General features: G+C 33.5%; 10 protein-coding genes. All 10 read right to left on the bottom strand.

Annotated features, from left to right (window positions below; all coding sequences use genetic code 11):
- Positions 1-67: 67 nt before the first annotated feature.
- On the bottom strand, positions 68-2,089 hold the full coding sequence (locus tag DXA97_RS17535; RefSeq protein WP_182436953.1) for an acyltransferase family protein: 2,022 nt from the start codon (positions 2,087-2,089) through the stop codon (positions 68-70).
- A gap of 92 nt (positions 2,090-2,181) precedes the next feature.
- Positions 2,182-2,583 (bottom strand): GtrA family protein, encoded by a 402-nt coding sequence (locus DXA97_RS17530; RefSeq protein WP_118721268.1) that lies wholly within the window; start codon positions 2,581-2,583, stop codon positions 2,182-2,184.
- 60 nt (positions 2,584-2,643) lie between these two features.
- The gene (locus DXA97_RS17525; protein WP_147355595.1) at positions 2,644-3,579 is read right to left on the bottom strand and encodes a hypothetical protein; all 936 of its coding nucleotides are present in this window, start codon (positions 3,577-3,579) and stop codon (positions 2,644-2,646) included.
- The gene (locus tag DXA97_RS17520; protein WP_118721266.1) at positions 3,576-4,685 is read right to left on the bottom strand and encodes a hypothetical protein; all 1,110 of its coding nucleotides are present in this window, start codon (positions 4,683-4,685) and stop codon (positions 3,576-3,578) included. Before DXA97_RS17520 ends, DXA97_RS17525 begins: the two co-directional genes overlap by 4 nt.
- Before the next feature lie 19 nt (positions 4,686-4,704).
- Complete coding sequence (locus DXA97_RS17515) at positions 4,705-5,643, bottom strand: glycosyltransferase family 2 protein (protein WP_118721265.1); 939 nt, start codon at positions 5,641-5,643, stop codon at positions 4,705-4,707.
- A gap of 21 nt (positions 5,644-5,664) precedes the next feature.
- Complete coding sequence (locus tag DXA97_RS17510) at positions 5,665-7,476, bottom strand: glycosyltransferase (RefSeq protein WP_118721264.1); 1,812 nt, start codon at positions 7,474-7,476, stop codon at positions 5,665-5,667.
- 31 nt (positions 7,477-7,507) lie between these two features.
- The gene (locus DXA97_RS17505; protein WP_118721263.1) at positions 7,508-8,740 is read right to left on the bottom strand and encodes a nucleotide sugar dehydrogenase; all 1,233 of its coding nucleotides are present in this window, start codon (positions 8,738-8,740) and stop codon (positions 7,508-7,510) included.
- 15 nt (positions 8,741-8,755) lie between these two features.
- Positions 8,756-10,564: a DUF6020 family protein gene (locus tag DXA97_RS17500; protein WP_118721262.1), complete on the bottom strand. Its 1,809-nt coding sequence runs from the start codon at positions 10,562-10,564 to the stop codon at positions 8,756-8,758.
- 17 nt (positions 10,565-10,581) lie between these two features.
- A complete protein-coding gene (locus DXA97_RS17495; RefSeq protein ID WP_118721261.1) occupies positions 10,582-11,628 on the bottom strand; it encodes an acyltransferase family protein in 1,047 nt (348 codons plus the stop codon).
- Positions 11,600-13,042, bottom strand: coding sequence for a DUF6020 family protein (locus DXA97_RS17490; protein WP_182436952.1), 1,443 nt, complete (start codon positions 13,040-13,042; stop codon positions 11,600-11,602). The genes DXA97_RS17495 and DXA97_RS17490 overlap by 29 nt, the downstream gene beginning before the upstream one ends.
- Positions 13,043-13,087 lie beyond the last annotated feature (45 nt).

Below are 13,087 nucleotides of genomic sequence, written 5' to 3'. Positions count from 1 at the left end.
CAAAGCCACGATAACTATATGCTGCCATGCCGGGAATAATATAAAATCCCAGCACGGCACAGCAAAATCAGCACTTCAAAATTTTTCTATTCGAAAATTTCTTTATTATAACAAGTATCCCACCTATTCCAATTGCCACTACTAATTGTATTGTAATCCTGCAAATCATAGACGGAACATGATCCACATCAAATCTTTTAGACACAAAATCAGCAATTTTTTCATCATACAATGTATGAATTATCAGTACAATCATTGCATTTTTTCCAGCTAGTCTAAGTATTGCTCTAACAAACAGTAAATTATCCCCAATATATGCTGCAAGCATATATATCATCAAAGTCCCTGCAGTTGCCCCAAGAATCGTGAGCCCGTAGTGTCCATAATTTCGAATTGCTAATTCCATTCCAGAAGTGTATATCATATACGCCCAAACAGGAACTAACAAAAAGTAAAGCCCATGTATCGTCGATACCATATTTAAAACATCATATCGTTTGCACAAATAACCTATATGGAAAAAAATCAAACAATAAAATGCGACATCTGCACTCCACGGAAGCCAACAGCCAATTTTTCCCAATACAATACCAATTCCCCAAATCACCAAAATCAACGCAGTTTTTAATAAAGGTGTTTCAATCCATTGAGTAATTGCCATATATATAAGGTGAACAAGAATCAGCATCAATACAAACCAAATAGGCCCTACGGAATCACCTGTCGATAAATTTCCAGAAAATGAATTGCCGACCAGATACTTCATAGCGGTTTTAATCAAAAAGGAGCTATTCCATATTTTATAATTTGTAATCACAAAGCACAAAACCAAAACGCCATACGGAATCAAGAAAAAGCGTACAAGTTTTTTTATTAATTGCAATGAATTTATTCCATATAAATAACCTGACAATAATACAAATGCAATAATATGGCAAGAATAGATTATCATTCTCAACCTTCCATCAATTGCAAAATCTCCTATCAAGATTAAGATTATTAAAATTCCATTTGTAATATCAATAGACCTATTGTCTTCAACATAACCAGACAAATTGTATACTTTACCTTTCAGGAACTCGCTGTATCTATTCCAGACATTTTTCACGTAAGTTATTATTATCGCAATTCCTACCGCAAAAACAATTTCTAACATTATAAGCAACCAAATCCTGGCATCTCCTTCAAACTCCGATTTCACCAAGATTTGCTCAAAATACCATCCCATAACTTCCAGGGCATATAAATGCACACAAAGAATTGAAAGTGATATCTGACCAATGTATGCTAAAATTCTTCCGTTTACATTGAGTTTGGAAATCAAATAAATCAGCAAACATCCCGATAATCCGACTATCGGTGAAAGAAAAATATCATTTACGTTCGCAGTTGCAAAATCTACCATGCAAAAGCCATAATGAATTCCAAATAAAAAAATTATTTGTGCTATCGCATAATGATATCCTTTTATTTTTTGAAGAACACTATATTTTTTTAATTCATATCCAATCCAGATAAAAAAAAGAGCCATCATTCCTGACTGAATACTAAATGGGAACCAGATAAACCTTGCTGTTATATATCCCAATAAGGCGATTACAGTTACAGATAATCCAAGCTTTCTATCATCATTAATATAATTTAAAAGCATTTGAAACATAATTAGTGCGAAAAACATAGCCGGCAAAAACCAGATTGCTCCGATGCGTGTGCCTAATTCTATATTTCCAAATGTTGTAATTGATCCTGATGCAAAAAAACTTCTTACTAAATCCAAAGCAATAACACCGCTAATTGTAGCGATGGATCCATCCCCTAATATAACGCATACATTAAACATATCTGTCACTAATATAGCAATGCATGTATAAAAATATGGTTTCATTAGTCTTAAAAATTTTCCATTCACGTATTCTGCAGTAAAACTTCTCTTTTTAAAGGTATATCCACTAAGAACAAAAAACATAACCAGATGAACTCCATATACCCAGTTAAACTTCATTATACCTGTGAGTCCACCGCTCACATGACCAATAATAACCAATAATATTGCTATTCCTTTTGCATTATCAATCCACTTTTCTCTCATATTCATTCCTTTGTCGCCCAAATATTGGAGTTTCTTTATCGTCTTTAGTAGAACTCCAATGGTTTAACCCCCGTAACATTCATTGCTATAGTTTATTCTTCCCGAAACACAAACATTTTACTGAATATATAATTAGCCACAGTTACCACTACCTGAACAACCAGTTTGGCTAGTTTGTCATTCATCCCACATAATGTAACCATAGTAAACATGATTGCCATGTCTATAAGCAATGTCAACAACCGAGAAGAATAAAAAGAAAGTATTTCCTGTATTACATTTTTCCGTTTACTTTGAAATACATAAATTCTGCTCATCACATATGCAAATGTCACCGCAGCTATCCAGGAAATTACATTTGCCAACTGAAGCTGTAATGCACTTTGGGGATTTAAAAAAGTAAAAACACAGCCATAATAAGTGCCCAGGCTTACTACAGTTGTCAACACACCAACCACTAGATACCGTACAATCTCTCCATACTTTTCTTCCATTTATACCAGCTATGCCCCTTTTCTCTGCACTGTCAAACACGCAATTTCCAAACAATCCTCTCAAAAAAGAAAATATTTTATAGCATAAAATAGCGTCGGACGAATACTAACCAGACTAAAATATCGTTCTGGTATTAAAAGTGTCCACAAATTTAAACACACGCACACTCCAGTCAACATGCTTAGTATCTGCCAAAACGCTTTCTGTAACTTGTGCTCTTTGGCAATTTCTTCCAACATAAAAATCGGAATTATCGCGCTCAAAATGATTAGCCAACCAAAATCACTCATATATCGTTGCGTTAGCCCAGCCATTTGAATATCTAATAGCATAATCACGATAGCCATAACCATACTAGCTACACTTATTGCATAAATTCCATGTTCTTTCAATTCTTTTTTCATTTTAAAAACCAACAAACAGCACAAAGCAAGTGTATTTATTGCAAAAAAACCTCCGAATAGAAATTCAATATTCGTGAATCCTAAATAATCATTAGAAGTGTTAACAATGTGCATGAACGGATATTTGGGTGAAATATTTAACGGCTGCAATAAATAACAAAATATACCTAAAAAGAAACGATCAAATATAAATCCTCGATGAGTCATATCATTGCTTGTTAAGTTATAGTTTGCACCAAAATCAAATGGTGAATGAAATCTTGCATAATTATACCACATCATCGAGCAACCGATTATGAGAAATGGGATAATAACCAGCAAAGTGTTTATAACACCTTTTTTTGAAAAAAACTCTCGTTCTTCTATAATTTCCTTTCCAAAGATTGAAAATGCCAAAAATAATATTATTGCAAGCTGCGGTCTGCTTCCTATAATCAAAGCGATCAAAAAAGATCCTATTAATAAATATTGCTTTCGTAAATATCCATCTTTTCTAGCCGCTATCCACATTGTCAATCCTAATGTTCCAAACAATAAACTACTTATGATAGGAAGAGAATATACATTTCCTGTATATACTAAATAAATCACAGCACTCCCCAAAAATAGAAGGACGACATTAATAAATATATTCCATAGCTAAGATTACTAAAATATCTTTTTCCAATAACATAAATCAAGCCAAAAGAAGCCAAACAAAATAATATCGTACACAACGTCACTACATCCCATGTGCGACATTGTGTTCCCGTAATAAGTTTATATGGAATAAAGAAAAGTATTGCAGGAACCGGACCAAAATAACTATAATAACGTCCCTCAAAATATGCATAATCCATATCAAAATGTTCGTTACCCTCAATTACCACACTATTCCACCGAATAGCCCCATCATATGGATTGGTTGCATTTTCTAACGATTTTGGTGGTTTCCGGTCGAGAAATACCTGACCTTTTTCCAACGCATCTGCAAGCTCATTATATTGACCATGTACCGGCAAACCGTTGTCTATCTCATTTTGTATTGATTTATTAGGCAATATCAACTGACTTATAAACAATATAGAAACTATATGCAATCCGATAAAAATGATTAATCCACATTTTTTCCATATTTTATCTATCGTCATACGCTCAGCATAAACAACTGAATTTGGTGAAAAAGTTTTAATTAATACTAGTAATAAAAATACCACACACATGCGAATCCATGAAATGAACATTGGTACAACTATATTAATTTCTGGATCATCCAGAAAAAAAGAAAAACCATTTTGTTCATTAATCTTGATTCGGATATAATTCGAAACTCCATTTAAGTGTAATCTCAAAAAATCACTTCTCGGCACAGCAGAAACAATCACTTCATCACCAAGATTCAAACCCGCGCTATTCGCTGTATCATCTGCCATAATGGTTACATTTGTTATAATTCCGGTTTCCGGTTGGCAATTAAAATATAAATTTTTAAAATTTCCACGTACACCCACTAAATCCAGATACGCTTCGTCAGTATTTACTACCTTATATTGATTCTTCCCGATTGGCTCTATTCCCTGTTCCACACGTACAAGCGGCTTTTTAAGTTGCGGAAAGGATATCGATTCCCAATGCCGGAAATTAAATACTATTATCTCTAATATAACAGTAATCAAAAATATCTTAATTAGCACCTTAAGTATGTTTTTTCCTACCATAATTAACCATAACTCCAAATTATTTTAAAAATTGTTTAAACTGTGCGTCAATCATGTTCAACCTAAACTCAAACTGCTGCCGATCTTTTTCTACAATCGTTGCTAAAATCAAACCAGCAAAGAATGATATAATTGCTGCCATCTCAATAAAACCGCAAACAATCAATGTTGGGAAATTAGGTACCAATCCTGTATGAATATATTTCATTAAAATTGGGATAAATAATCCTACTGCAACAACCGTCATAATCGCTGCCATACCGCCAAAGAATCCCATTGGTCTATAGTTTTTGTATAACCGAAAAATAGTCTTCAGCACCTTTAATCCATCCGAATAGGTATTTAATTTTGACTCGCTTCCTTCTGGACGATCACGATATTCAATAATGACATTTTCAATACGCATATTCTTTTCTACTGCATGAATGCTCATTTCCGTTTCTATCTCAAAACCTTTTGATAAAACCGGAAAACTTTTTACAAACAGATAACTGAATGCTCTATAGCCAGTCATAATGTCACGAATATTTGTTCTGAATAAACGGTTGATGGATCCTCTCACAAGGCTGTTTCCAAAATTGTGAAACGGTCGCTTGTTTTCTTCAAAATATGTAGAAGACAGACGATCTCCCACAACCATATCTGTTTTTTTCTGCAATACAAGATCCGCCATCTGGCGCCCATACTCTGCCGGGTAAGTGTCATCCCCATCAATCATAATGTAACACTCTGCATCAATTTCCCGAAACATTCGACGGATTACATTGCCTTTTCCCTGCTGATACTCATGTCGAACAACTGCGCCTGCTGCTTCTGCCAACTCCGCTGTATTATCACTTGAATTGTTATCATACACATAAATAACTGCTTCCGGCAATTCCTGTTTCCAGTCAGTAACTACTTTTGCTACTGTTTTACTCTCGTTATAGCAAGGTATTAACACAGCAATTTTATCCATTTATATTTCCCCCGTTTATCTTTATTTCGTTGCCAAATAATTTTTCCAAAATGAAATAGAAGTCATTTCGTCTTTCTTATCACGATATTTTTGTTCTATCGTTACTCGTTCTTTCTGATATCTGCCAAATAAGAGTTTGCTTCTATCTCGCAATTCTCGATACTTTTCTTTATTAAATACTCGCATGCTTCCAGTTTTTAAATGCGGATTCACCGCTAAAAGCTTTTTAAACCAGAAATTATGCTCTGGCGAATAGAACCAGTCATACGCTACAATTCCCGGACCTTCTTTCAAGCGGCTTTCCGAACAAAAACGATGCCCATTATAAGTAATGCGATACAACCATTTACGTAAAAAATTTCTTGGCGGATCCTGATATACTTCATCCAGATCAATATCTAAATCTGAGAATTCCCGCAAATCAACCATTTTCTCGTTCTTCTTACTCTTTTCCCGCATAATCTGTTCACCGAGATCCTGCATGATAAATTCCGGTCCTTTTAAGAAGTCCTCGATTGCATCCAAAATCAACTCTGCCCCATTGTAATCTAATGATAACATCCGCGCACGGAATAACTTAGTCATACGATTCATAAAATCTACGTTTTGGCATACACCACTTGTAGCCTGTAAAATAAGACTATTTCTATGCACCTGATATAGCTCCATGTACGCATTAAACTTATAGGTGAATCCCATATGCCAAATGCAAATGCCATTCATGGTAATAAACTTTGCCTGATTTCGTAGGCTAAATTCCACGTCATCTCCACGAATAAATAATGGAAGCGGCAATCCATTTTTTTGAATCATCTGCATCGGAATACAGCAGAACCACCATCCCGCATACATATGCTGCCGATCCAACCATTCCTGATCACATTCCAATATATCTTTCAGCAACGTATGATCTAATAAATCCTTTTGAGGTCCATAAGAACCATTCGAATGAACAAATCCAACATCCTCATGCTGAATATTCATCTCTTCATAGCAAAGCATAGCTCCGCTGACAAAATATTCATCAAATTCAGGTTTTAACATACGGAGCAAATAATACATTCTCCGTATGCTTTCCGATAAAATTATTACGTCGTCGTCCATCAATAAAACATGAGTGATGTTTTCCGGCTGCTCCATAGACTCAATCATGCCGCGCGTAAATCCACCGGCACCACCCACATTTTTATTGGGATGAACCGTAATTTTATCAGAATTCCATTGTTCTGGTTTTAGAGTTCTTCCATTATCAATCACATGAATCCACAAATGGTCTTTTATCTCATCATCGCTGTCCAATAATTCTTTTTGCAGCAATTGTAAGTTTGATTGAATAAACTCTTCTTTTTTGAATGTTGTCGTGGCAATCGAAAGATTCACATTTTTTCGAGTGTTCTCTAAAAATTCTCCCTCATACCAACCGCCAAACAACTTACAATCGGAATCTGTTTCTATTTCAAACGCCAGTAAAGCAGCCTCTGTTTCCGGATAATCCAAAACAATTTCCGCACATTCATTCAAGCAATAGTTTTGTTCAAATAATACCTGTTTTACAGGGCTGTGTACATCTAATGTATAGCCCACAAGACGCACTAAACATGATCCCTGAATCAAAAGGTGCAATTTTACAGCCTGCAGATTTGTATATTTCTCCCACTTATGCAGAGAAAACGCATTCAAATAAGACATAAAATCTGCCACACGGTACTTCGGTATACACAGAATATGATGTTCTGCATCATACCGCATTCTCTCTCCACGATAAAACAATTTCCACTGGGTTTCAAATTTATCTCCTGTTGGGAATAATAAATTTTGTAATTTTAAATACATTCTAACTTATACCTCATGCTATTCTTTCGATTTAGTCTCTGCTGTATAAATCTCTGGTATATACCTTATCTTCTACATCCAGCAGTTCGTCATTTTTTCTATTTGCTACAATAACATCTGACATTTTCTTAAATTTTTGTAAATCTGTAATGACTTTACTACCAAAGAATGTATCTTCTTTCAAGGTTGGCTCATAGATTACCACTTCTACCCCTTTTGCCTTAATCCGTTTCATAACACCTTGAATTGAACTTTGACGAAAATTATCTGATTGTGATTTCATAGTTAAGCGATAGATTCCCACCACACAATTCTTCCCTGGAGTACCGTCACGCCCTGCTGTTCCACTTCCATAATAACCAGCCTTTCCCAAGATACGCTCCGCCACAAAATCTTTCCTAGTTCGGTTTGCATCTACAATGGCTCCAATAATGTTATTGGGAACATCATTATAGTTTGCAAGAAGCTGCTTTGTGTCTTTCGGCAAGCAATATCCACCATAACCAAATGATGGATTATTATAATGGTTTCCGATTCTCGGATCCAGAGATACACCCTCGATAATATGTTTGGTATTTAATCCACGTACTTCTGCATAGGTATCCAACTCATTAAAGAAAGATACTCTCATAGCCAGATAGGTATTCGCAAATAACTTTACCGCTTCAGCTTCTGTCGGATCCATAAATAGTGTATCAATATTTTCTTTTATCGCTCCCTGCTGCAATAAAGCAGCAAATTCATGTGCTTTTTCTACCAAACGTTCATTCTCTAAAGGAACACCAATAATAATTCTGGATGGATAAAGATTATCATACAAAGCTCGTCCTTCCCGCAAAAACTCTGGTGAGAACAAAATATTGTCCGTATGGTATTTTTCCCGCACACTCTTAGTATATCCGACCGGAACCGTAGATTTGATAATCATAATCGCCTGCGGATTTACTTTCAATACAAGCTCTATTACATTTTCTACAGAAGACGTATCAAAATAATTCTTAGCTGGATCATAATTGGTTGGTGTAGAAATAATAATAAAATCTGCTTTCCGATACGCCGTTTCAGCATCCAGTGTTGCTGTTAAATTTAAATCTTTTGTAGATAAATACTCTTCTATTTCTTTATCCACGATAGGAGATTTCTTTGAATTCAATAAATCTGCTTTCCCCTTTATTACATCTACTGCTGTTACTATATTATTCTGCGCCAACAAAACTGCATTAGATAAACCCACATATCCTATTCCTGCTACTGTAATTTTCACTTTTTTCCTCCTTCATTATAACATGTCGCATTTTTCAACTGCCAGTCCTAATCCTAATAGCATCGGCGAAAAAGCACTCGCTGTTATATAATAGCGAAAACAATCATTCGCTGGAGATACACAGCAAACTGCTATTGTTAATAGCGGTAGCATTATACATCCTATTTTTTTGATCTTTTTACATTTTATTAAATACAATACCACAATGACATAAAACCAAGTATAACAAGCGCATTGGTAGAAAAAGCCAGTAATATAATTACTCCTTATATATTCCGAATATTTCCAAAGTCCATTTCTTAATTTTTCATTAAACGCGTAAGAAAATTCAAATTTTTCCATATATGCGTTCCGTCCTATTATATTATTGAAAAATCGCTCGCTTGGCGCAGGTTGTTCAGTATCTATTGGTGGTGTAAAGCTATAATACGCAAAACTATTTCCCACTATAGCGTCTATGTAAGTCATAGGGTATTCTAGTGCCAAACTTTCCCATGTTTTTAAATATTTTTTCAACAAACCTTTATCATCTTTTTGCCCAAGTTTATATGTTCGTTTTACCGGATCTGATAAAACCGGGTCATAAGCCAAACCAATACTTTCATAATCCAAAACATTGTTTATAGTTTCTTTTTGTTCCTTTGATAATTCATCTCCATGTTCTTTTACCACTCTAGCTGTTTGCTGAAATATCAAGGATAACGCTTCTGATTTTGATGCTGGCATAATATCAAACACAGGATACACGACACATACAATCCATACTACTGTAGTTATAATAAATATATTTCTAAATAACGCTCGTATTTTTTTGGTTTCTACTCCTATTACTATAAAAGGAATAGTTAGTATAACCATGTAGATTACATTATTTCTCATTAAGCAGCTAATTATTCCTGTAAAAATATACATAAAAGCATTCTTAAAGCTATCACTATCAGGTTCTTTCTTATTCAATATAAATTTGTATGTTTGTATTGAGTATATGCAAAACACTGCACAAAACAAAATATCCTTATCTCCAAATTGTGCCATACCGCCCCATAAAGGGAAAAATGCAAACCATAACATCACTAGGAAACAGATCTTTTTATCGCAACCAAGTAGATTTAAATATTTAATTATGTAAGCATATGCTCCAGCACACATAATACTCTGAAACAAAATATACAAATATATTCCAATGTTGTAACTCCCTATTTTTTCACCGATTAAAGCAAATGTCCCAATAATAAGTGTAGAAAATACCGGATGATGATTAGATAATTTCGACAAATGAAAAAACTCTGCCAATTGTCCATGCATATCCCAGTTTATTGATCCAGGATAATATAAAATCAACCATGGCAACCACCCTAATATAATACAAAAAAAACTTACGATAAATACATGTTCTCTTATATATGCATTCCATATACTTTCAAATTTTAACGACCTTTTTATTTGCCAAATATGCTTTCTATCCCAAAATGCGAATATGCATATTGAAATGCGGTAAAAGATAACTGCAACACCTATAGTACTTATAAACAGTAGTGTGTGTTCTAAATTCCACCCCCTCGTCCAATACGATATAGTATTTTTATAATATTCTGTATTTCCTAGCGTATTTATTATCGAGATAATTATTGCTACCACAGCATTCCACTTTTGTAAAGAATACATAGGCTGTACCTTTTTATACAATAAATACAAACATGCAAATATTACAAAAACCATCATGCAATTTATAATTGTCACATGTTCATTCCAAATAAACACTTGAAATAGTCCAAACAATATCAATATATTTATCGTCAAAACTCGACCCTTTTTATTAATCATCTATCCCTACTTCCTTTTTATAGTATCTTACGTAAAAGTGGTATCTGTTTTATCGCATAACACACAACCAAAGACCCCCCCAGTACAATGATCATGGTAACACCAACTACAATCCACGGATTATTGAAATTAGCAACCATATATTTCGTAGTTTCTCGAACAAAAAACATATGCACCAAATATATTCCAAATGAAAATGATGCAATTTTATTTATCCACTCCCAAACTATTACACATCCTTTGAGTTTTTCTGAATAGTTTATCACAAACACAAAGATAGCATTTGTTACGATAAAATTGCCAATAGACATCGTTCCATCCACAAGAAAATGCTTTCCATCCGACTTTGCAGTTAGGTAAATAGATATTAAATACACAATAAATGCTAACACATATAAGGCATATCTCCCACTAGCTTTATATATTTTTTCATTCAAAGTCCAAAAATATCCTAATGAAAAATATAATAAATAACCTGATCCCATTTGTATCGAAAATTTATTTATAAATTGATTGGATATTCCTTCTTGAAAAGTAGGTATCTTCTGAAAAGCCGGTAAAACTATTGAAAATGCGATACTCAATATAATAAAATAGTTTAAAATCTTTTTATCCTTTGATATCGCTTCCATAAATGGAATCATCATGTATAATCCAATACACATATACAAGTACCATAAATGATTTTCTCCTAATACAAAGGCTCTAATTCCTCCCCCAATATCCCAATTTTTTATATTTCCATTACACACCATTATCTTTAAAAGCGGAAAAATTGCATATGCAAATGACCAGAAAACTAATATGATTGCGATGCGTTTTATATATTTTCCCCACAACGTTGCCATACTAATATGTCTTTTATGCAAAAATAAAGTTCCACTTATCATTACAAATACCGTGACCCCCCATTTGCATGTACAACGCATAATATTATAAATATGCCACTCTATTGTATTTTTCTCAACATAATACCAAGCTGTAGACGCAATATGAAGCATAACAACAGACAACATAGATAACACCCGAAGTAATTCAATGTAGCCTATCTTCTCTTTTGACACTTATTTTCCCCCCATCAAATAACAACTTCAATGTCCAACATAACATCAATGGAATTATTGCCATCAGTGGCATCGCATAGCGTAACAAACCATTGACTGGTGATAGTACACAGATTGCTAAATGTAATATAGGAACAGACATTACTATCAATTCTTTATACATACGCACTTTGACTAGTATTACTATTAATATAATTAAAATCCAGGTATAAAATCCAGGGCTCTGCAACATTGCAAAACCAGGTGACAGTTGCCAAAAATTAGAATATGCAATCAAATACTCTCTCCATATACTGTTTGTATTATAATAATATATATTTAAATCACCCGTAGCTACCTGTGGCTTGCTTTCAATATAATAATTATATGATAATAATACTTTACACTTATATGGAGGATAAAAGTATCCATATATATTATTAATCGTTGCTTGAATAAAAACCCCCGGATGTTTTTTCAACATTTCCAAATAAACTTTGGCATATGCTTTCCACTCATTTTTTGTAATATTACTTCTTATTGTGTCTTTCACAGGATCTGATTTATCTGGGTTATATTTTTCTGTCAATTTACTATAATCTAAAATATGATCGATAGCCGATCTATCAGCATCACTTAATTCATCTCCATAATACTTTACAAACCTTGCTGTTTGCTGAAAAGGTACACTCAACATTTCCTGTATTCCTCCAGCTTCTACATTATTTTTCGGTAATAATACCTTGTTATATCCAATATTAATGGAGAAAATACATAACAACGTTATCATTAAAGAAAGACTATTTTTTCTATTAACTAATAAAAGTAAAAATGTTGCTGGAAAAACAATATAAAAACCATTATTCCTAGAAATCATCAACAAAACTGAAAATATTATATATTGTATTAAAAAAAAGCATGTTATTTTCTGCTTCGTTTTTAGCTTTTGAAACAAATTAATATATGCAATAAAATAAAGACAAAATAGCGGAAAATATAGCGTATCCTTAATAACCGCTTGCACAAATCCCCCCCACATCGGAATAAGTCCATAAAATAATAATGTACTCAAATATATTTTGGGAGTTGCCCCCCATAATTTCAAGCATTTTACTACATACGCATATATACTTGCAGAAAATAGACTATTAAAAATCACTATTAGAAAAATCCCAAAATTATCGTTTACATTTCGCCCCAGAGCAAATATTTTACCAAGAAATAATGACATCAAATATGGATGGTGATTCGACATTTTTTGAATACCCATCGCCATATTTAACTGTCTATAACCATCATAAGGTAAGCTCCCTGGTAAATCAATTACAATATAAGGCAACCAACATAACAGCAAAAACACTACACATTTCTTCCAAAAATTCTTCTTAAAAGAAACCTGATCTTCACTTATTATCAAACAAATACTGTTTTTCAACTTATCTTCAAAAAAAAGTCAATACTAATATATAAAAACACCATA

Source organism: Clostridium sp. OF09-36, from assembly GCF_003481985.1.
Taxonomy (GTDB): domain Bacteria; phylum Bacillota; class Clostridia; order Lachnospirales; family Lachnospiraceae; genus Brotaphodocola.
The sequence above is the reverse complement of the archived record's forward strand: the minus strand, read 5'-3'. Positions and strand labels throughout refer to the sequence as shown.

Coding starts and splice junctions, on each gene's coding strand:
- DXA97_RS17535 (WP_182436953.1), bottom strand. CDS start 2,089: ATGAGAGAAAAGTGGATTGATAATGCAAAAGGAATAGCAATATTATTG.
- DXA97_RS17510 (WP_118721264.1), bottom strand. CDS start 7,476: ATGTATTTAAAATTACAAAATTTATTATTCCCAACAGGAGATAAATTT.
- DXA97_RS17520 (WP_118721266.1), bottom strand. CDS start 4,685: ATGGTAGGAAAAAACATACTTAAGGTGCTAATTAAGATATTTTTGATT.
- DXA97_RS17515 (WP_118721265.1), bottom strand. CDS start 5,643: ATGGATAAAATTGCTGTGTTAATACCTTGCTATAACGAGAGTAAAACA.
- DXA97_RS17500 (WP_118721262.1), bottom strand. CDS start 10,564: ATGATTAATAAAAAGGGTCGAGTTTTGACGATAAATATATTGATATTG.
- DXA97_RS17530 (WP_118721268.1), bottom strand. CDS start 2,583: ATGGAAGAAAAGTATGGAGAGATTGTACGGTATCTAGTGGTTGGTGTG.